Source organism: Marinobacter sp. (genome assembly GCF_041686475.1).
Lineage (GTDB): Bacteria > Pseudomonadota > Gammaproteobacteria > Pseudomonadales > Oleiphilaceae > Marinobacter.
Genome location: NZ_JAWLDU010000026.1, coordinates 1 through 19,109, shown reverse-complemented (window position 1 = coordinate 19,109; position 19,109 = coordinate 1). Strand labels below are relative to the sequence as shown.

At 58.1% G+C, this 19,109-nt stretch carries 20 protein-coding genes; 12 read left to right on the top strand and 8 right to left on the bottom strand.

Features of this window, described 5'->3' with window-relative positions; all coding sequences use genetic code 11:
- Nucleotide 1: 1 nt before the first annotated feature.
- On the top strand, nt 2-1,072 hold the full coding sequence (locus tag ACESMB_RS08095; protein WP_372971286.1) for an ABC transporter ATP-binding protein: 1,071 nt from the start codon (nt 2-4) through the stop codon (nt 1,070-1,072).
- 20 nt (nt 1,073-1,092) lie between these two features.
- On the opposite strand, the gene glpK is transcribed toward ACESMB_RS08095, so the two are convergent.
- The 3 genes from glpK to ACESMB_RS08080 all read right to left on the bottom strand — a co-directional run bounded on the left by glpK (nt 1,093) and on the right by ACESMB_RS08080 (nt 5,242).
- The gene (glpK, locus tag ACESMB_RS08090; protein ID WP_372925298.1) at nt 1,093-2,574 is read right to left on the bottom strand and encodes a glycerol kinase GlpK; all 1,482 of its coding nucleotides are present in this window, start codon (nt 2,572-2,574) and stop codon (nt 1,093-1,095) included.
- Between the two features lie 297 nt (nt 2,575-2,871).
- Entirely contained in the window at nt 2,872-4,446 is a 1,575-nt protein-coding gene (locus tag ACESMB_RS08085) for an ATP-binding protein (RefSeq protein ID WP_372925297.1), read from the bottom strand.
- Nucleotides 4,447-4,504: 58 nt separating this feature from the next.
- Nucleotides 4,505-5,242, bottom strand: a complete 738-nt coding sequence (locus tag ACESMB_RS08080; RefSeq protein ID WP_372971285.1) for a response regulator — start codon at nt 5,240-5,242, stop codon at nt 4,505-4,507.
- Nucleotides 5,243-5,542: 300 nt separating this feature from the next.
- Between ACESMB_RS08080 and ACESMB_RS08075 the strand changes: the two genes are divergently transcribed.
- Together ACESMB_RS08075 and ACESMB_RS08070 are read left to right on the top strand one after the other, a co-directional pair.
- Nucleotides 5,543-6,307: a GNAT family N-acetyltransferase gene (locus ACESMB_RS08075; protein WP_372971284.1), complete on the top strand. Its 765-nt coding sequence runs from the start codon at nt 5,543-5,545 to the stop codon at nt 6,305-6,307.
- 22 nt (nt 6,308-6,329) lie between these two features.
- Complete coding sequence (locus tag ACESMB_RS08070; protein ID WP_372971283.1) at nt 6,330-7,136, top strand: lysophospholipid acyltransferase family protein; 807 nt, start codon at nt 6,330-6,332, stop codon at nt 7,134-7,136.
- Between the two features lie 2 nt (nt 7,137-7,138).
- Here ACESMB_RS08070 and ACESMB_RS08065 read toward each other — a convergent pair whose 3' ends face one another.
- From ACESMB_RS08065 to ACESMB_RS08050, 4 genes are all read right to left on the bottom strand, one after another.
- The gene (locus ACESMB_RS08065) at nt 7,139-7,597 is read right to left on the bottom strand and encodes a peptidylprolyl isomerase (RefSeq protein ID WP_372925293.1); all 459 of its coding nucleotides are present in this window, start codon (nt 7,595-7,597) and stop codon (nt 7,139-7,141) included.
- On the bottom strand, nt 7,597-9,807 hold the full coding sequence (locus ACESMB_RS08060; protein WP_372971282.1) for an acetyl-CoA hydrolase/transferase C-terminal domain-containing protein: 2,211 nt from the start codon (nt 9,805-9,807) through the stop codon (nt 7,597-7,599). The genes ACESMB_RS08065 and ACESMB_RS08060 overlap by 1 nt, the downstream gene beginning before the upstream one ends.
- Before the next feature lie 167 nt (nt 9,808-9,974).
- Nucleotides 9,975-10,289, bottom strand: coding sequence for a hypothetical protein (locus tag ACESMB_RS08055; RefSeq protein ID WP_372925291.1), 315 nt, complete (start codon nt 10,287-10,289; stop codon nt 9,975-9,977).
- A gap of 254 nt (nt 10,290-10,543) precedes the next feature.
- Nucleotides 10,544-11,581, bottom strand: coding sequence for an NADP(H)-dependent aldo-keto reductase (locus tag ACESMB_RS08050; RefSeq protein ID WP_372971281.1), 1,038 nt, complete (start codon nt 11,579-11,581; stop codon nt 10,544-10,546).
- A 111-nt stretch (nt 11,582-11,692) separates the two neighbouring features.
- Here ACESMB_RS08050 and ACESMB_RS08045 point away from each other — a divergent pair, with 111 nt between their 5' ends.
- Both ACESMB_RS08045 and ACESMB_RS08040 read left to right on the top strand, forming a co-directional pair.
- Entirely contained in the window at nt 11,693-12,940 is a 1,248-nt protein-coding gene (locus ACESMB_RS08045) for a glycosyltransferase family 4 protein (RefSeq protein WP_372971280.1), read from the top strand.
- Nucleotides 12,906-13,481 (top strand): phosphatase PAP2 family protein, encoded by a 576-nt coding sequence (locus tag ACESMB_RS08040; protein WP_372925288.1) that lies wholly within the window; start codon nt 12,906-12,908, stop codon nt 13,479-13,481. Before ACESMB_RS08045 ends, ACESMB_RS08040 begins: the two co-directional genes overlap by 35 nt.
- Here the strand turns inward: ACESMB_RS08040 and dinB are convergent.
- Complete coding sequence (dinB, locus tag ACESMB_RS08035) at nt 13,456-14,520, bottom strand: DNA polymerase IV (RefSeq protein WP_372971279.1); 1,065 nt, start codon at nt 14,518-14,520, stop codon at nt 13,456-13,458. The two genes, ACESMB_RS08040 and dinB, sit on opposite strands and share 26 nt — an antisense overlap.
- Before the next feature lie 114 nt (nt 14,521-14,634).
- On the opposite strand from dinB, the gene ACESMB_RS08030 reads away from it, so the two are divergent.
- From ACESMB_RS08030 to ACESMB_RS08000, 7 genes are all read left to right on the top strand, one after another.
- Nucleotides 14,635-14,916: a DUF1244 domain-containing protein gene (locus tag ACESMB_RS08030; RefSeq protein WP_372925286.1), complete on the top strand. Its 282-nt coding sequence runs from the start codon at nt 14,635-14,637 to the stop codon at nt 14,914-14,916.
- Nucleotides 14,913-15,302, top strand: a complete 390-nt coding sequence (locus tag ACESMB_RS08025) for a HopJ type III effector protein (RefSeq protein ID WP_372925285.1) — start codon at nt 14,913-14,915, stop codon at nt 15,300-15,302. Before ACESMB_RS08030 ends, ACESMB_RS08025 begins: the two co-directional genes overlap by 4 nt.
- Nucleotides 15,299-16,063 carry a septum site-determining protein MinC gene (minC, locus tag ACESMB_RS08020; protein WP_372971278.1) on the top strand — a complete coding sequence of 255 codons (765 nt, stop codon included), beginning with the start codon at nt 15,299-15,301 and terminating at the stop codon, nt 16,061-16,063. The genes ACESMB_RS08025 and minC overlap by 4 nt, the downstream gene beginning before the upstream one ends.
- Before the next feature lie 65 nt (nt 16,064-16,128).
- On the top strand, nt 16,129-16,941 hold the full coding sequence (gene minD / locus ACESMB_RS08015; protein WP_372925283.1) for a septum site-determining protein MinD: 813 nt from the start codon (nt 16,129-16,131) through the stop codon (nt 16,939-16,941).
- Between the two features lie 3 nt (nt 16,942-16,944).
- Nucleotides 16,945-17,199, top strand: a complete 255-nt coding sequence (gene minE / locus ACESMB_RS08010; protein WP_114613454.1) for a cell division topological specificity factor MinE — start codon at nt 16,945-16,947, stop codon at nt 17,197-17,199.
- A 166-nt stretch (nt 17,200-17,365) separates the two neighbouring features.
- Nucleotides 17,366-17,857: an HPP family protein gene (locus ACESMB_RS08005; RefSeq protein WP_372925282.1), complete on the top strand. Its 492-nt coding sequence runs from the start codon at nt 17,366-17,368 to the stop codon at nt 17,855-17,857.
- Nucleotides 17,858-17,877: 20 nt separating this feature from the next.
- Nucleotides 17,878-19,109 (top strand): PhoH family protein (locus ACESMB_RS08000; protein WP_372971277.1); only part of this gene is annotated, 1,232 nt, incomplete at its 3' end.

Here is a 19,109-nt window from a genome sequence, read left to right as displayed (position 1 = left end):
AATGACCGAACGCCTTGCTCAACCCGCCGACTGGCTGCTGGAAGTAAACAACCTGTCCTGTGGATACGGGGATGGCTCTGTCGTAAAAGATGTCAGCTTTGCACTCAGCCACGGCGACATCGGTTGCCTGCTTGGCCCCAGCGGTTGTGGCAAAAGCACCATTTTGCGGGCCCTCGCGGGGTTTCTGCCCATCAATACCGGCGAAATCCGCCTGCAGTCGAATGCCATCAGCCTTCCTGGCCGTACCCTGGCACCGGAAAAACGCCGGATCGGCATGGTATTCCAGGACTACGCCCTGTTTCCGCACCTTACCATTGCCGAAAATGTCGGGTTTGGGCTGCGCAGCGAAGGCCGCAAAGAAAAGCGCCAGAAGGTCATGGAACTGCTGCAACTGGTTCACCTCCAGGATCTTGCCGGAAACTACCCCCATGAACTCTCCGGTGGCCAGCAACAGCGCGTGGCACTTGCCCGGGCGCTCGCCCCCGAACCCACGTTGATCCTTCTGGACGAGCCATTCTCCAGTCTGGACGCGGACCTGCGCCGCCGGCTCAGCCTGGATGTCCGGGAAATACTGAAGACTCTGGGCATCAGCGCCATTCTGGTGACCCACGACCAGCAGGAAGCGTTCGCCATGTGTGACCAGGTGGCCGTCCTGAGGGATGGCGGCATCCAGCAGTGGGATGTGCCCTACAACCTTTACCACGAGCCTGCCAATCGTTTTGTCGCAGGTTTTGTCGGCCAGGGCGGGTTCATACCCGGAAAAACCCTGGGGCCGGACACTATAGAGTCCGAGCTGGGGGTTATCCGTGGCAACCGGGCCTATAAATGGGAACCGGGCACACTGGTGGACATCCTGATCCGGCCGGATGACATTGTTTACGATGCGGAATCGGACCTGAAGCCCAGGGTAGTGGAAAAGACCTTCGCCGGTACCTCGACCCTCTACCGGTTCCGCTGCTCGGAAGACACCGAGTTCGAGGCCCTGTTCCGCAGCCACCTGGATTTCTTTCTCGGTGAACATGTGCCAGTGCGGGTGGAAGCCGATCACCTGATCGCCTTCGAACGGGTCTGAGCCGGAAAACCGGCAACGGCTCAGTTATTACACACCCGCTCAACCGAATCCAGCCATCCGGCGTAGAGTTTCTCCCTGAGTGCCGGCTTCATTACCGGATCAAAACGGCGTTCACGCTCCCACAACTGCGCAATCTCCTCCAGGCTCTGATAAACCCCGGTTTGCAGCCCCGCGAGATAGGCCGCCCCCAGCGCCGTGGTTTCCGTTATTCTGGGACGATCCACCGGTACATTGAGAATGTCCGCCAGAAACTGCATCACCCAGTCATTCACCACCATGCCGCCATCCACACGTAGCGCCTGCAGGGAGGCACCATCGTTGAGGATCGCCCGGATCAGATCCTTGGTCTGGTAACACACAGACTGCAGGCCGGCGGTAACAATCTCTGCTATGCCTGTGTCCCGGGTCAGCCCCATGATTGCGCCGCGGGCATGGGGGTCCCAGTGGGGTGCGCCAAGCCCGGTAAATGCCGGCACAAGATAAACCGGGTTGTCCACGCCCACTTCCGTGGCATAGGCAGACGACTCATTCGCGTGCCTGATCAGCCTGAGCCCGTCCCGTAGCCACTGCATGGCGGCACCGGCGACAAAAATACTGCCTTCCATGGCATAGCAGGGCTTGCCGTCAAGGCGATAGGCCATGGTTGTCAGCAGGCGGTTCTCCGAGCGCAGTGCTTGCTCGCCCGTATTCAGCATCAGAAAACAGCCGGTCCCGTAGGTGCTCTTCGCCATGCCCGGTTCGAAACAGGCCTGGCCCACCAGCGCTGCATGCTGGTCACCGGCGATACCCGCCACCTTTACAGGGGCACCCAGCCAGTGCTCATCGGTGATGCCGAAGTCAGCGGCTGAGTCCAGCACCTCGGGCAACAGCGCAGACGGCACCCGGAACAGCGCCAGCAGCTCGTCGTCCCAGCGCTGTTCATGGATATTGAAGAGCGCAGTGCGGGAAGCGTTGGTGGCATCGGTGCGATGAGAGCGACCACCGGTGAGGTTCCACAACAGCCAGCTGTCCACTGTGCCGAAGGCGAGCTCCCCTTGCTCCGCTCTCGCCCTCGCCCCTTCAACATGGTCCAGGATCCAGGCAATCTTGGTGGCGGAAAAATAAGGATCAATCAGCAGACCTGTGCTCTCGACCACCGCACTTTCATGGCCATCAGACTTGAGCTTGGCGCAGACGGATGCGGTGCGGCGATCCTGCCATACAATGGCATGATGGATGGGCTCACCGGTTTCCCGGTCCCAGATCACCGTGGTTTCACGCTGGTTGGTGATACCGATGCCCGCCAGTTCTGCGGCACCAACACCCGACTCCTTCAGCGCCTCCCGGCATACCGCCAGCGTGCTGTCCCAGATTTCCCGGGCGTCATGCTCGACCTGGCCGTCTTTGGGGAAGTACTGATGAAACTCCTGTTGCGCAGTCGCAACCGAGGTGCCGGAAGCGTCGAATACGATGGCGCGGGAACTGGTTGTCCCCTGGTCGATGGCGAGCAGGTACTGGGTCATTTTGAGGCGTCCTTTCAGATGGATCAGCATCATTATTGTTGATGCTGCAATCTTCTCAAAGGATCAGGGAGAACGCTATGGTCAGAGCGCCAGGGGAATAAGTGGCCAGGCACAAAAAACAGGGCCGGAAAACCGGCCCTCAAATGACGAATGAAACAAGGAAAGTTCGAAAGAACTGCAACCTAAAAGTCATCCCTTACGCCGAAAGTATCTCGCTATCTGCCGCGGCCTTCAGTTGCGGTTGTGTTGTTTGTCTGTTACTTCCGGTGAAGGACCGAGAAGCCAGTCACAAAATGCCTACAGGCTGTGTTCTGTTGGTTTCTTGCGTGGCCATACCAGACTGAAGCGGGCACCACCCAGCTCATCACTGCGACTGACAAACGCCTGTCCGCCGTGCCAGTACAATATCCGTCTGACGATGGAGAGGCCAAGGCCGTAGCCGCCCGAAGTCCGGGTTCTGCTGTCATCAAGCCGGGCGAAGGCGGTAAATACCTTCTCCCAGTCTTCCTCCGGAATACCGGGGCCATCGTCTTCGACATCGATGCGGCAGTTATCCTCATCGAACTGGCAGTGAACCCTCACTTTCCTGTCCGCATAGCGGGCGGCATTGCCCACCAGGTTCTGGACCGCCCGATGCAGATACCGGGGTTCTACGTCCGATAGCGACCAGCGTTGCGATTCTTCATCAATGTCCGCCTCAATGCTGTGTTCGGGCCGGGTCATCTGCTGCTCGCTTACCACCTGCCGGACTATGTCTGACACCGAGGTTTCCTGGAGTGCAAACACGGGTCCGCCCTGCTCAAGCCGGGCATAAGTCAGTATTTCGTCAATCAGCTCGTCCAGTTCCTGAATATCACCATCAATGCCGTCAAGCTGTTTCTGTAATGCTTCCGGGCTGCTGGCACTCTCGATCATCTGCACGCCAAAGCGAATACGGGCGACCGGCGTTCTCAGTTCATGAGACACCGCGTGTATCATTTCCCGCTGCACGCCCACCAGTCTCTGGATATGTTCCGCCATGCTGTTGAAAGCCACCGCCAGCCTCGATACCAGCCGGCTGTCGCCGGCGTCGATCCTCGCGCCCATCTCGCCACGGGCAATGCGGATGGCCACAGACTCCACCGCCCGCAGATTGCTATCCACATCCCGCAGCGCCAGGTAGAGCGCCAGCGCGAGGACACCGCCCGCCACAGCCAGCAACAGCAGCAGCACCGGCCATGCCCATGGATTGAAGGGCGACGGCATTGCCAGATCAACCAGGGTTCCGTCATCCAGGCGAAGCAGCACATGGGCCCTGTCCTGTGACGGATGGTGATAAAGGGATATACCCCGCTCGGAGACTCGCTCCAGAACATCTGAATCGGGCAATGCCGACTGGTCCTGGACGGTTTCAAGCTCCACGGCGAGAGCATCCGCCAGCTGCGCCATCACATCTTCTCGGCTTTCCGGTGGCGTGTCATCGAGATGGATGCGGGCAATCAATGCGGTTGCCTCGGCAACGTCGCTGTATATGTCGCGGAATCGCAGGTCAAGGATGCGACCCTGGCCATCCTGGATCATCACCTGCTGGCCAATGCTGGTTTCCAGCGCTACCACCTGGCCATAGGACAGTCGCTCCATGATGACATCAGAAAATGGCAGATCTCCGGGCGCGCTGACCCGGAGATCGTAAAACGACTCCAACCAGTGATATTGCTGCTCCGGATAGTGCGTCGCCGAGATCCAGTGCAGCAATGGCCCTGAAAACCTTTCCTGCCAGAACTGCTCCCGCACGGAATTGACACCCATAAAAAGCGCTGCACAAAGCAGGAGAATCAGAAAGGTCAGGCCAATCAGCCGGGTATACAGCTTGAGAAAAAACTTGAGGGGCATTGCGATAACCCTGGCAATGAACGCCGGCCCGGGCAGGCCAGCGCCAGAGACTGGACAGTCAGGCTTCCTTTACGAACAGATAGCCTTTGCTTCGTACGGTTTTTATCCGCCTCGGATGAATCGGATCATCACCGATCTTGGGCCGTATACGCGAGACACGGACATCAATCGAGCGGTCCTGACCATCGTATTCGATCCCGCGCAGGGCGGTGAAGATCTCTTCACGGCTAAGCACCCGCCCGGCATTGCTGGCCAGCAACCACAACAGATCGAACTCCGCACTGGTCAGGTCGATACTGTCATCGCTCAGCCAGGCCTCGCGCATAGAGCGGTCCACCACCAGATCGTTGAACTGCAGCCGGACAGGCTCCTCGCCGTTATTCTCTTCCGCAGCCACCGAACTGTTCTCGGTGACCCGCCGCAGCAGGGCACGGATTCGGGCCAGCAATACCCGGGGCTGGACCGGTTTACCGATATAGTCATCGGCACCCATTTCCAGGCCAAGTACCTGGTCCAGATCATCGGTACGGGCAGTGAGCATGATGATGGGGCCGGGATAGAAAGGCCGCGCGCGCCTGCAGATGGACAACCCGTCCTCGCCCGGCAGCATCAGGTCAAGCACGACAAGATCAGGCTGCTCCTTGCGAATACGCTCTACCGCATTGCCACCGTGGGTTTCGAGAGAGACCGTTAGCCCGCTGCTTTCCAGATACTCCCTGGTCAACTCCGCCAGCCTCTCATCATCTTCGACTATAAGAATCCGCCAACTTTCGTTCGTCTGTTCCACGCCGTCCATCTCTGATTTTGTTTTTCCGGTTTCTGAAGCTCCCGACCATGTTCACCTCACCTGGCCGGAGAAGAGTTATCTGCAAGAAGACCTGCCATGTAACTGACAATACAGGCTACCTCCTGTAACAGCAATTATACATGGTATTCAGAAATATACATGGAACCACCCGTTCGTTACAGCCTGTGACAAACGCGCCAGTCCGATACCCGGCCCATTCGCCTGTCACAAAGTCGTCATCCGCCGTTCATTCCGATGTCACACCGGATTCATAGCCTTGTCGGAAAGTGGAAACAAAGAGGCATTGCCATGAACGCCCAGACTGCCCGCATATCACGCCCGGCCCGCAGGCTCAGAACCGTCATCACCCGGCAGCCGGATCTTGTTGAATCGGCGCAGAAACTGCGCTACCAGATATTCTCGGAAGAATATGGATCGGATCTTGGTGCGGCCGTCCCGGGAATAGACGCAGATGAATTCGACCGTTTCTGCGACCATCTGATCGTCACCGACGAGAATACCGGTGCTCCGGTGGCAACCACCCGGGTACTTCACCACAGCAAGGCCCTGCAAGCCGGCGGCTTCTATTCCGAGGGTGAGTTCGAACTTTCCTCGCTGTATCGGCTTCCGGGAACCGTTGCCGAACTCGGGCGAACCTGCGTGCATCCTGACTACCGCAATGGTGCCACTATCAGCCTGCTGTGGGCATCGGTGGCGGAATACCTGGTATCACGCAATGTGGACTACCTGATCGGCTGTGCCAGTATCGGCATGTCAGATGGCGGCCTGAAAGCCTGGCGCATAGCCCGCTACCTGCAACGGGAATTCCTTGCAGGTGAGGCATACCGGGTAACGCCGTTGCGGGCACTCCCCCACCTCACTCACCCGCTCAGTGAGGACCGGCCGGTGGATGTTCCTGCGCTGATCAAGGCCTACATGCGCCTGGGCGCCCGGGTTTGCGGCGAGCCGTGCTGGGACCCGGATTTCCGCTGCGCTGACCTGCTGGTAGTGCTGGATGTCAATAACCTGGCAAGCCGCTACAGCCGTCACTTCATGCGCACCCAGACCCGATAGCACAACAATCCAAGGACCGGCCATGGAACTGATACGTCTGACCACAAGACTCACGCTGTTTGCCGGCTTTCTGGCACTGACCGCATTGCTGGCAGGTATTCTGCTACTGGTTGATGCCCCGTTCCGTAGCCGGATTGACCGGGCACCCTTCGCCCGCCTCTGTTTCAACGGTGCCAGCCGTTGCCTGGGCTTCCGCGTGTCGACACAGGGAACCTTCAGCGACAGGCCTGTGCTCTATGTCAGCAATCATATTTCCTGGTCTGATATTCCGGTGCTCGGGGGCATGGTTCCAATGCGATTTCTGTCAAAGGCCGAAGTGGGCCGCTGGCCGGTGATCGGTTGGCTTGCGAAGCAGGCCGGGACGCTGTTTATCCAGCGCGGCAGCGGCAAAGCGGGCCAGGCCCGGGCAGAAATCGCGGGCACTCTGCTGCGGGGGCAGTCAGTGCTGGTTTTTCCGGAAGGAACCACCACGGCAGGCGTCACGGTTCTGCCGTTTCACAGCCGCCTGCTCCATGCCGCAATGGATGCCGGAGCAGACATCCAGCCAATCAGTATCGCCTACCTGCGAAACGGACACCCGGACCATCTCGCTCCCTTTATCGGCGATGATGAGTTCCAGCTTCATCTGGCCCGCATGCTCCGCCAGCCGGCCATAGAAGTTGGCGTGATCGCCCACCCTGTCGTAGCCATTGGGGAGGACAGCGACATGTCAGCGATATCCAGAGAATTGCAGAGAACGGTTCAGGAGGGCTTGTGGAAGATCCAGGCCGGAGGACTGACGGACCGGGGCACCGCCACGCCCACGGCGGTGGCAGGCCCGGAGATCTGAGGTCAGCTCAGCGGGTGGCCGGCGTTGATTTCCTCTTCCGTGGCCTCGCGCTTGCCAATGATTTCCAGGTCGAAGTGAAGGGTGAAGCCTGCCAACGGATGATTGGCGTCCACCCTTACCAGATTACCGTCGATACCCACCACCTGGACCACCTGCGCAGTATCGCCAGTGTTGGTCTGGAACTTCATTCCGACCTGCAGGTTTTCCACGCCCTCGAACATGGAACGTGGCACTTTACGAATCAGCTCCGGGTTATGCTCCCCATAGGCCATGGAAGGCGGCACGGTGACCTCCAGGCAGTCCCCGACGTTGCGGTCTTTCACCGCTTTCTGGATGCCTTCAATGATCTCCGGGCTACCCTCAAGAAAGTGCAGCGGCTCACTGCCCTCGGAAGTGTCGACCAGCTCTCCGAGTTTGTTCTTGAGGACATAATGGACGGTAAGTACAGCGGGTTTTTGCATCAGGCGTTCGTGTTTCCTGTATCCGGAGGTGTGTCAGTCAGGTTCAGTCCGTGGATCACCAGGCGACGATCCAGCTTTGCCTTCACCCCCCTGGGTTTATCAAGGCTCATGCGTTCCAGCAGTGACTGGTAGCGGCCCTCGTCGTCTTTTGCCTTCACGGCATGCCACAGAGTGGACAGTTTACCACGACGGGTCGCCGTTGCGGCCTTCAGGGTCTTCAGCGCCTTGCCCAGCCTCAGCTCTTCATCCGTGAAATCCCGGCCAAAGGGGAAGGGAGGAAACACTTCCTTGTCACCGGCGGCCTTGATAGCTGCCTGAATTGCTTCCGGCGTATTGTGGCACCATTCCGGCGGCAGGCGGAACGAAGCATCCACTTTTCCTGCCTTCTGGGCCTGCTTCAGCAAGTCTTTCTGGAAGCGCGAATCGGCAATGCGGATCAGGCGCAGATAAACCTGTTCGTCTGACTGGCCCCGGAGGTCCGCGATACCATACTCCGTAACGACAATGTCGCGAAGGTGGCGCGGAATGGTGCAGTGCCCGTAACTGAACACGATATTGGACAGGGCTTTACCGCCAGAACTCCGGGTGCTGCGCATGGTGAGGACAGATCGCGCACCCGGCAGTTCATGGGCCATGGCCACAAAATTGTACTGACCGCCCACGCCGCTGACCACACGGCCATCATCCAGCCCATCAGACACCCCCGCCCCGTTGAGGGTATACATCATCGCCGAGTTGACGAACCGGCTATGGACTCTTTGCGACACCTTAAGACGCTGGTTGCCGAAGGCGTGGTCATAAAGATGATTGATGTAGTTCACACTGGTCATGCATATACGCTGGCGATCCGCGGGCGACATGTCCCGCAAACGCTGGTAAAACTGCTCCGGTCCGACATAGAAACCGCCATGGAGCACAATGCCTCCGGTCAGTCGCTCACCCAGTGCCAGGGAGGCAATCGACTGCCTGGCATCTTCGCTGTCCAGGTCCGGGTCAAGTGACTGCTCGCCAATGCGCAGGCGCCCGCCCTTGAACTCCACTCCGGTGTGCAGAATGCCGAACTGGCAAAGCCACTCCACATCCCGGGCTCGCAACGGCGAGTCGATGAGCTTTTCCCGGCGCAGCACGTCCAGCGTGTCCAGGGAAACATTGTGAGTCAGCTCACCGCGGTTGATCAGTTCCTGCAGGTCGGCGTGGTCAAACACTTCCCTGCTCAGCACACCGGCTTCCATCAGATAGACGAAGCCGTCCACCATCATCTCGCTGCAGCCGTACAGCCCGGCGGTGAATGTTCCTGTACCGCCGTACTCGTTGACAACCGGGAAGCGCTCGGCAATACCAAGATGGTCAAAAACCTTTTTCCAGTGGTCATTGTCGGTGTGTCGCAGGATCGCACTGTGCACCAGCGCCGCACCCAATGACCCTATGCCTACCTGCAGTGTGCCGCCGTCTTTCAGCAGCGCGCTGGCATAGAACCCGATCAGATGATCTTCCGGGCTGACCGACATCTGCGGTGCAGAAAACAGGGGGTAGTCAGAGGCTGCATGCTCGAGAACAATGTCGAAATCACTCTGCTCCACCGCTGCGTCGTTGCCCATGAACGGCAGGTGGCTGTTGGTTTCTCCTATAATTGCGACCGGGGTGCCTGTTTCCGCCCGCTCCCTGAGCAGGGGAATCAGGTCGAGGGTCAGGTCCGGATTACTGCTGAGGCTGACTGTTCCCTGCTGCTCCGGCTCCACCGGGGGTGCCACCATCTGCGCTACTACATTGACACCAATCGCCATCAGATCACGCACGGCATGGGTATAGTTGGTACAGACGTAATTCCGCTGCTGGGTCTGATTGTGAAGAAAAGATCCTGCTTTGAAGAAGAATTCAGACACTTTCACATTGTCGGGCAACTTCTGCCGGACAACGTCCCGCGCATACTCAAGTTCCGGAATGCGACCGTACAGACGCTCTACGAACGGCCCCATGAAACGCTTCTCCAGCGACGAACTTCCGCCCGGAGCGGTCAGGGACAACGCGGTCACAATGTGTAGCTGGATTGATGAGTCATCCCTGGCACGCTGGTACAGGGCGTTCACGAAGCGAACAGGCTTGCCAAGGCCGAGCGGCAGCCCGAGAGTGATATTCTTCCCGACCCGGCTAATCAGCTCATCCACACACTCAACGCTGCTTCCCAGTATTACCGGTTGTTCCTTTGCCATGGCCATGCTCCGTATCTGTGCGCGAAATTGCATTCGACAGGAATAATCACATGCGAAAACACATCAGGCAATGAGCCCGGTCATATAAACGGCAGTTAGGAAAAATTAGCAAGAAGGAGGGAGGCGCAGGTCGACAAGCAGTGTCAGAGCGTCAGGCAGTGTGCCAGTCAGAAGTTCCATTTGAGGTTGAGGCAGGCCCCTTCCTCGAGCAACGCGATACCGTGATCCGGCCTCGCGCGGTCAGAGGCGTAAGTCTTTTCCCTGGAATCCGAGCGGCTGAAACCGAGGCTCAGCAGGCGTGACCCCAGGTTGGCATACATGTCTGCATCTTCACGCTGGAAATCACCCGACATTTCATCCTGAAGCTGGTAAATATCCTCAGCAGGTACTTCATCGGCGAACGCTCGCTCATTAGCTTCGGCACGAACCACAAAGGCGATCATATTGAGTGCAAGAAGAGCGATAAAGATTCGGATAATCATGATAATTCTGGCGACCTGTTAGCGAAACGGGAGTCTACTGTCACGTAATGCTTAAGTCTAATGATTAACGAGCAGAAAGATGTGATTTCGCACACACTTGTGCCGTAATTTTGTCACCAGATCCCCGCTATTTTGTCAAAAAAGTATCGGTTCTTGTTGCAGCCTGTAAACAGGTGCCGTCGTTGTGCGCTTCGCGGGCAAACAAACGACGTTCACACGCAACAAAGCCATTAAAAAATCGTAATCGAATACTCTCAGGGACAGGGGTAGGTGTACTGCCGGTTAAGCTCTTCAATGGCCTCAAGTACATTATCGCCCAGTGAAACAGACGCAGAGCCAAGATTCTCCCGAAGCTGCTCCAGGGTGGTGGCACCGATGATATTGCTGGTTACGAAATCACGGCTGGTGACATACGCAAGTGCCATCTGTACCGGCGAGAGCCCATGGCTCGCCGCAAGGTCCACATAGGCCCGGGTGGCGTCAGCGCCACGGCCGGTGGTGTAACGGGTAAAACGCTCGTAAAGGGTCATCCGCGCACCATCGGGGCGCTTGCCACCCAGGTACTTGCCGGAGAGCATGCCAAACGCAAGGGGCGAATACGCCAACAGCCCCACCTGCTCGCGACAGGCGATTTCCGCCATCCCTACTTCAAAGGTGCGGTTGAGCAGATTGTAAGGGTTCTGGACGCTGACAATGCGGGGCCAGTGGTTTTCCCGGGAAAGCCTGAGGTACTCACTGGTGCCCCAAGGGGTTTCGTTGGAAATGCCGATATGGCGAACTTTGCCTTCCTGCACCAGTTCAGCCAGCGCACCAAGGGTTTCCTCTATGGGCGTGGCCTGCTCATCCGCACTGTGTTTATAGCCAAGCCTGCCAAAAAAATTGGCATTCCGATCCGGCCAGTGCACCTGATAAAGATCGATATAGTCTGTCTGGAGCCTGCGCAGGCTGTCGTCACAGGCCTCGCGGATATGCTCCCGGGTCAGGCGGGGGCCACTACGCAGGTAGCTCAGACCATTACCCGGCCCGGCCACCTTGGAAGCAATCACCAGGTCATCCCTGCGACCGCGGCTGGCCAGCCAGTTGCCCAGGTAGGTTTCCGTTAATCCCTGGGTCTCGGCCCGTGGGGGTACCGGATACATCTCCGCCACATCAATGAAATTAACACCCTCAGCCGTTGCCAGATCCAGCTGTTCAAAAGCCTGCTGCTCGCTGTTCTGCTCTCCCCAGGTCATGGTACCAAGGCAGATCTCGCTGACATCGATATCCGTCCTGCCAAGTTTGCGGGTTTTCATACGTCCTCCGGATTGCATTGCTGAAACGATGAAGCGTCGATTGCTGAAAGGGTAAAAGGATTGTCACGGAAGTGTCCCGGAACTGTCATGCCGGTTTTCCATAGTAGAAGCATGAAAGCGGACAAGACGGGAAACATTGTGACCGGAATCACCCAGGCTTCAGGGCGCAGACATCACATTACCATTGTTTCTGAGACCTTTCCTCCGGAAATCAACGGCGTGGCCAACACCCTCAGATACCTTTGCCTGGGGCTGATGCGACGCGGGCACAGGGTAACTGTTGTCCGCCCTCGCCAGAGCCATGAGTCAAAGGGCGAATTCCACGCAGCCGATGAACATCTGTTCTCCCGGGAGCATGTCGTTACCGGCCTGCCGCTTCCGGGCTATGGCGAACTGCGATTCGGGGTCTGCCGACCCGGGTACCTCGCGGCCCTCTGGAGCCGAAGCCGTCCCGATGCCGTTTATGTAGCCACCCAGGGGCCACTTGGTGTTGCCGCTGTTTCAGCGGCCCGAAGCGCCGGCATACCGGTTACCTCCGGCTTCCACACCAACTTCCATGCTTACAGCCGTTACTACGGCGCCGGCTTCCTGGAAAAACTGCTTTGCGGTTACGGCCGCTGGTTCCACAACCGTACCGCCCTTACCCTGGTACCCACTCGTAAAATAGCAGAAACCACCGCCGATATGGGCATTCATCCCACCTGTGTCTGGAGTCGCGGTGTCGATTGCAACCGTTTTTCACCTCACAAGCGAGACATGGCTCTGCGGCAACAATGGGGCCTTCGTCCCAACGATCGGGCGGTACTTTACGTGGGCCGGCTGGCACCGGAAAAGAACCTGCAGATGGCGGTTTCCTGCTTCGAGCGAATTCGCGGCCTCCACCCCAATGCCAGGTTTATCCTGGTGGGTGACGGGCCAATGCGCAAACGCCTGGCCGAACGCCATCCGGACTATATATTGCCAGGCACCCGCCGGGGCGAGGATCTGGCCCGACACTATGCGTCCGGCGATATCTTCCTGTTTCCCAGCAAAACCGACACTTTCGGCAATGTGGTCACCGAGGCCATGGCCAGCGGCCTTGCTGTGGTTGCCTTTGACGATGCCGCCGCCAGCGAGCATATCCGCCACGAAGATAACGGCATGAAGGCCAGCCTGCCTGACGACGAAGGCTTCGTGGATCACGCTCTGCGACTGGCCGACCAGCCGACACTGATGAACAGGATACGGGCCCAGGCGCGCCTGGACGCTTTGGAACTGGACTGGGCAGCGCAAATCGATCAGTTCGAGCACCTGATACTGAACCAGCCACCAAGGAATCACTTCAATGCCATCAAACAGCAAGGCATCCCGCTTCTTTAACGTGGTGGACCAGAGGGAATTTGCCCTCTGCCAGTCCATCAATGGCACCCTGAGATTCCGCCCGGTACAGAGTTACTTTCAGGTAGTGAGCCGGTTGGGTGACGGCTGGCTCTGGTATCTGGTGATACTGGCCATGCCATTGCTCAGGCCACGGGACGGGCTGGCCATTGCCTTACTGATGGTAGCCACCGGGCTGTCCTGCACAGTCACCTACAAACTGCTGAAGCGCTGGCTGATCCGCGAACGGCCATTCATCTCGTTCCCTTCCATAAACTGCGGCACCCCACCCCTGGACCGCTACAGTTTCCCGTCCGGCCACACGCTGCACGCTGTCTGCTTTAACACCGTGCTGGCCATGACCACACCGGAGCTGGCCTGGCTGCTGTTGCCTTTCACCCTCAGCGTAGCGGCTTCCAGAGTGGTGCTTGGCTTACACTACCCCAGCGACGTTGCCGCCGGAGCTTTGATCGGCGGTCTCCTGGGCCTGCTGTCGGTTTGCGGCCTGAACGGTATTTTCATTCAAACAGTCGCAACTGTGTAACCGGTGATTCATCACTGCGAAACCGCACCCCCAGTCCCAACAAACGCACCGGCCGCTCGGCATTGGTGATCAGTTCATCCAGTAACGGCTGGTAGTCTTCCATCGCGGGCTCCCGGATCTGTTCGCGAACCCGCTCCAGGGTATGGGTGGAAAAATCGCTGTAGCGAATCTTGATAAACAGCTTGTGAATGGGTTTACGGGCGGCCTTGCGGCTCAACCTCAGGTTCAGGTCGGCCACCAGCGATGCCATCACCGATTCGCAGGCACGCTTGTCCGGCAGATCCTGGGAAAAGGTACGTTCCACGCTGACGGATTTGGCAATGCGGGACACCACCACATCACGGTCGTCTCGGCCAAAGGCCATTTCCCGCAACCGATAGCCCTGTTTGCCAAACTTTTCCAGCAGCACATCCGCAGGAATGTTCTGGAGATCACCACAGGTCGCAACGCCCAGTCCATGCAGCTTGCCGGCTGTCACCTGCCCTACTCCGAAAAGCTTTTCAACCTTGAGGTCCTGCACGAAGCCGTCCACATCCTCCGGGCGAATTACGAACAGGCCATCAGGTTTTTCCCAGTCGCTGGCAATCTTTGCCAGGAATTTGTTGGGAGCCACACCGGCAGAAATAGTAATACCCACTTCCTCTTTTACCCGGCGCCTCAGGTGCCGCGCCATAAGGGTGGCACTGCCCTTGTGGTCGGTTACATCGCTGACATCCAGAAAGGCCTCGTCCAGGGACAGCGGCTCTACCAGGTCGGTCAACTCTCGCAGTATGGCCATCACCTGCTTCGACACCACCCGGTAGCGGGCCATATCCGGTGGCACCGTCACCAGGCCCGGACACAGGCGCCTGGCCTCACCGCCCGGCATGGCGGACCGCACTCCAAAGGCCCTCGCTTTGTAGTTACAGGTGGTGACCACGCCCCGGCCACCCTCACCGCCCACCGCCAGGGGAACCTCCTGCAACGAGGGATTGTCCCGCATCTCCACGGCGGCGTAGAAACAGTCGCAATCTACATGGATAATCTTGCGCTGGGCCATGACTCTTCGATCAGGTAAATTATCTGTACATATGTACAGCCTTGTATCTTACGGTAACATGCCGAGAATGTCAGGAGCTCCAAACGTCAACTCCACAAACAGGTGCCAGCGACCATGACAAACCCTATCCCGGAACAATCACAGACAGAAATCGAAGCCGCCGCCTTTCGAAAGCTGGTCAGCCACCTGCGCGAACACACCGAAGTGCAGAACATTGACCTGATGAATCTGGCAGGATTCTGTCGCAACTGCCTCTCCAAATGGTATCGCGCCGAAGCAGCCGACAGAGGCTTCGAGCTGTCGGACCCGGATGCCCGCGAAATTATCTACGGAATGCCATACGAGCAGTGGAAAGCCCAGCACCAGGAAGGACCGAAGCAGGATCACAAGGCATGAACCTCAATGACGCGGTTCGCATTCATCTGGCGTCGGTAGACGCCGGCCACGGCGATTTTGATGATACCCTGGCCCTGGTTGACCGCTTTTTCGAGTACCAGCCTACCGGGTTCCATAACGGCCCGTTGTATAATGGCGCTGGCGAAAATGCCGGCTCCTGCCGGGTATTTTCCCTTGCCCAGTACTGCAACCTGACCGAGGCCGAAACCCTGCGCCTGTTCGCGCAGCATTATCAGCAGGTTCTGGACGAGCCCGCGGGCGAAAGCCATGGCAACATCCGCCAGTTTATCGGAACCGGCTGGTCCGGTATCCACTTTGACAGCCCGGCGCTTCGCAAACGCCCAGCTGCCACCCAGGACGACACCACGGAAGAGACCCACCCATGAGCGAGACCGCCGTATCCGGGGTAAAACAGTGTTTCCAGCTCAAAAGTGCCAGCGTGTCCATGACCGCACTGGAGCTGTATTTTTTTGACGAACAAGAATTCGAAAGCACCCTGCGGGACAAGATCAGCCAGGCTCCAGGCTTCTTCAAGGATATTCCGCTGATTGTCAGCCTTGAGAAATACGAGGGCCTGAGCAGCGAACTCGATTTTTTCAAGATTATTGGCTCCTGCCGCCGCCACAATATCCATGTTATTGGCGTGCGCGGCGGCAACGACGACCAGCGCCGACTGGCAAGGGGCGCCTCCCTGGCACTGCTTCCCGGTGGCAGCCAGCGGGATCGCGACATAGACACCGGCCCCGCCGCTGAGAACACCGGAACCGCAGACAGCCCAGCCCCCGCAAGAGTGGAAACCCGCGCTGAGCCGGCCCCGGCAAAAATCATCAACCAACCGGTACGTTCCGGCCAGCAGGTATACGCCCCCGATGGCGACCTGATTATCCTGGCGCCAGTACAGGCCGGCGCGGAAGTGCTGGCAGCGGGCAACGTCCATGTCTATGGACCGCTCCGGGGTCGGGCCCTCGCAGGTATTCACGGGGCCGAACACGCGCGGGTATTCTGCCAGTCTCTTGAAGCAGAGCTTGTGTCCATCGCCGGACACTATAAAATCTCAGAAGATCTTCAGGACAACGGCTGGAAAACCGCTGTCCAGATCCAGCTCAGGGATGACCTGCTGGTGGTAACGCCACTGGAAAAGGCCTGATCAGAGTGTAATTACCCGCACAGGCGGGGAAAACGACGAATCCACCGCAAAACAGGAATGCAACCTTGGCTAGAATCATTGTCGTTACCTCAGGAAAAGGTGGCGTAGGTAAAACCACAACCAGCGCTTCTATCAGCACCGGGCTGGCCAAACGTGGCCACAAGACCGTGGTCATCGATTTTGACGTGGGCCTGCGCAACCTGGATCTCATCATGAACTGCGAACGCAGAGTGGTGTACGACTTCGTGAACGTGATTCAGGGCGAAGCCACACTCAACCAGGCCCTGATCCGGGACAAGCGGGTTGATACCCTCTACATCCTGCCGGCCTCCCAGACCCGGGAGAAGGAAGCCCTCACCAAAGAGGGCGTCGAAAAGGTAATCAACGAGCTGTCCGAACGGTTTGACTACATTGTCTGCGATTCGCCTGCGGGCATTGAGCACGGTGCCCTGATGGCGCTTTATTATGCTGACGAGGCCGTGGTGGTTACCAACCCGGAAGTGTCCTCGGTGCGTGACTCGGACCGCATTCTCGGCATTCTGCAAAGCAAGTCACGGCGCGCTGAAATGGGCCAGGACCCGGTCAAGGAACATCTGCTGCTGACCCGCTACAACCCGGACCGGGTGGAAAAGGGCGAGATGCTGTCGGTGGCGGATGTGGAAGAAATCCTCGCCATTCCACTGCTGGGCGTGATTCCGGAATCACAGATCGTACTGAACGCTTCCAACCAGGGGCTTCCGGTGATTCTTGAGGAAGACAGCGACGCCGGGCAGGCCTATGAAGATGCCGTTGCCCGCCTTCTGGGCGAGGAGCGCGAGCACCGCTTTATGTCGTCCCAGAAAAAGGGTTTCTTCTCACGGATGTTCAAGGGGGGCTGACGGATGAGTTTCTTCGACTATTTCAAGAGCAAGAAGGATAACCGGACCGCCAGCGTTGCCAAAGAACGGCTTCAGATCATCGTTGCCCATGAGCGGGGCCAGCGTGAACAGCCCGATTACCTGCCAGCACTGCAAAAGGAGCTGCTTGAGGTCATCCGCAAGTACGTTCAGATCAGTGACGATATGGTGCAGGTGGAAGTCGACCGTAACGACAGTTGCTCGGTCCTGGAGCTGAACGTCACCTTGCCTGAAAAGTGACCGCACCGGCATTCAGTGATCAATCCCGGCCCCCCCCTGGCTGCAGGCATTGATCACGATGCCGGGCTGACGGATGTGGTCGTCAAAACCCAATCAGGGGATGACTAGCCAGGAAGTAACAGCTAAGCTCTTTTACAAAGGACCTGCTAACGGAGCCGAACTGTAAATGACCGTTCTCGCCTACGAGATCATGACCCCGAACATAAAGGCGGTACCCCAGTCATGGACGATGGACCGGCTGGCAAGATTCCTCACCGACAACGAGATCACTGGCAGCCCTGTTACCGATGAAGCCGGTGAAATAGTCGGCATTGCCACCCTCAAGGACATCACCGAATTCCGCTGGAACGCCAGCAGGCCTGAAACCGACACCCGTATGACCCCTGAAGAGGAACAGGAAGCCAGGCGCCTGCGCATGGCCATTTTCGAGGAAATGGGCAAGGTGCCGGTGGAAGTCCGCGATATCATGACCCCCATCGTTTTATCGGTTGACGAGCAAACGCCTGTGCGCGACATTGCCGATATGATGATGCGTGAACACCTTCACCGGATTTTTATCACCAGGAATGAAAAGATCACCGGTATTGTGACCACGTATGACATGCTCAAACTGATCTCCGACCAGGAGCTCACCAACCGCTGTGCCGGGAACGGCTGACCAGAGAGGTATCACACCCTATGCCAAGAGCACCGCAGGCTCGCAGAAAGATGTACGTCCTCGATACCAATGTCCTTATCCACGACCCGAACGCCCTCCTGAATTTTGAAGAACACGACGTTATCATCCCGATGACGGTCCTGGAAGAACTCGACAGCCTCAAATCCGGCAAGCAGGCGGTAGCCGCCGACTGCCGTCAGGCGATTCGCAACATCGACAAGTTGCTGGGGGACGCCAGCCCTGGAGAGATCGAGAAAGGCGTTCCTATCGTGCGCGGCAAGAAAGCAGAACCCCTGGGGGCGCTATCGATACTGATGAGCACCGAGCACCACGGCAACCACGGCCTGCCGGAGCATCTCAACGATAACAAGATCATAAACACCCTGGCGGCCCTGCAGACCCGCCACAAGTCCAGGGATATCATCCTTGTCAGCAAGGACATCAATATGCGGCTGAAGGCCCGCGGCTTCGGTGTGGAGGCCCAGGACTACCACAACGACATGCTGCTGGACGACATCGATCTGCTACCCAAGGGCTACAAGGAGTTCCCCAACTCCTTCTGGGACACCATCGAGAAAGTGGAAACGGTCCAGCGTGAGGGTATCACCGAACATCTGCTGCGCCGCGAGGGTGATCTTGCCAAACTGACCATCAACGAGTTTGTCATTGATGAGCAGGGCTTCGTAGGCAAGGTGTCCGATGTCGGCGACGACAGGATCGTGATCCGTGACCTGCACCAGCACGACCTGATGAACGAGGAAGTCTGGGGCCTGGTACCACGGGATATATACCAGGCCATCGCCCTGAATTTGCTGCTGGACCCGGACATCCACCTGGTGAACCTGACCGGCTCCGCCGGCTCCGGCAAGACCATCCTGGCGCTGGCCGCTTGCATCGAGATGACCGTGGCCAGCAAGATCTACAAGCGCATCATTGCTACTCGCAGCACGCAGGGGCTGGACGAGGATATCGGTTTCCTGCCCGGCACTGAGGCCGAGAAGATGGAACCCTGGCTGGGCGCCATTGTGGACAACCTGGAAGCCCTCCACGAAGACGACGAAAACATGACCGCCAGCGTGGATTACATCCTCAGCAAGGTTCCATTGCACTTCAAATCCATGAACTACATTCGCGGCCGCAGCTTCCAGCACAGCCTGATCATCATCGATGAATCCCAGAACCTGACGCCGCACCAGATCAAGACCATCATCACCCGTGCCGGCAACGGCTCCAAGGTGATCTGCCTGGGCAA

Coding starts and splice junctions, on each gene's coding strand:
- ACESMB_RS08095 (WP_372971286.1), top strand. CDS start 2: ATGACCGAACGCCTTGCTCAACCCGCCGACTGGCTGCTGGAAGTAAAC.
- glpK (WP_372925298.1), bottom strand. CDS start 2,574: ATGACCCAGTACCTGCTCGCCATCGACCAGGGGACAACCAGTTCCCGC.
- ACESMB_RS08085 (WP_372925297.1), bottom strand. CDS start 4,446: ATGCCCCTCAAGTTTTTTCTCAAGCTGTATACCCGGCTGATTGGCCTG.
- ACESMB_RS08080 (WP_372971285.1), bottom strand. CDS start 5,242: ATGGACGGCGTGGAACAGACGAACGAAAGTTGGCGGATTCTTATAGTC.
- ACESMB_RS08075 (WP_372971284.1), top strand. CDS start 5,543: ATGAACGCCCAGACTGCCCGCATATCACGCCCGGCCCGCAGGCTCAGA.
- ACESMB_RS08070 (WP_372971283.1), top strand. CDS start 6,330: ATGGAACTGATACGTCTGACCACAAGACTCACGCTGTTTGCCGGCTTT.
- ACESMB_RS08065 (WP_372925293.1), bottom strand. CDS start 7,597: ATGCAAAAACCCGCTGTACTTACCGTCCATTATGTCCTCAAGAACAAA.
- ACESMB_RS08060 (WP_372971282.1), bottom strand. CDS start 9,807: ATGGCAAAGGAACAACCGGTAATACTGGGAAGCAGCGTTGAGTGTGTG.
- ACESMB_RS08055 (WP_372925291.1), bottom strand. CDS start 10,289: ATGATTATCCGAATCTTTATCGCTCTTCTTGCACTCAATATGATCGCC.
- ACESMB_RS08050 (WP_372971281.1), bottom strand. CDS start 11,581: ATGAAAACCCGCAAACTTGGCAGGACGGATATCGATGTCAGCGAGATC.
- ACESMB_RS08045 (WP_372971280.1), top strand. CDS start 11,693: ATGAAAGCGGACAAGACGGGAAACATTGTGACCGGAATCACCCAGGCT.
- ACESMB_RS08040 (WP_372925288.1), top strand. CDS start 12,906: ATGCCATCAAACAGCAAGGCATCCCGCTTCTTTAACGTGGTGGACCAG.
- dinB (WP_372971279.1), bottom strand. CDS start 14,520: ATGGCCCAGCGCAAGATTATCCATGTAGATTGCGACTGTTTCTACGCC.
- ACESMB_RS08030 (WP_372925286.1), top strand. CDS start 14,635: ATGACAAACCCTATCCCGGAACAATCACAGACAGAAATCGAAGCCGCC.
- ACESMB_RS08025 (WP_372925285.1), top strand. CDS start 14,913: ATGAACCTCAATGACGCGGTTCGCATTCATCTGGCGTCGGTAGACGCC.
- minC (WP_372971278.1), top strand. CDS start 15,299: ATGAGCGAGACCGCCGTATCCGGGGTAAAACAGTGTTTCCAGCTCAAA.
- minE (WP_114613454.1), top strand. CDS start 16,945: ATGAGTTTCTTCGACTATTTCAAGAGCAAGAAGGATAACCGGACCGCC.
- ACESMB_RS08005 (WP_372925282.1), top strand. CDS start 17,366: ATGACCGTTCTCGCCTACGAGATCATGACCCCGAACATAAAGGCGGTA.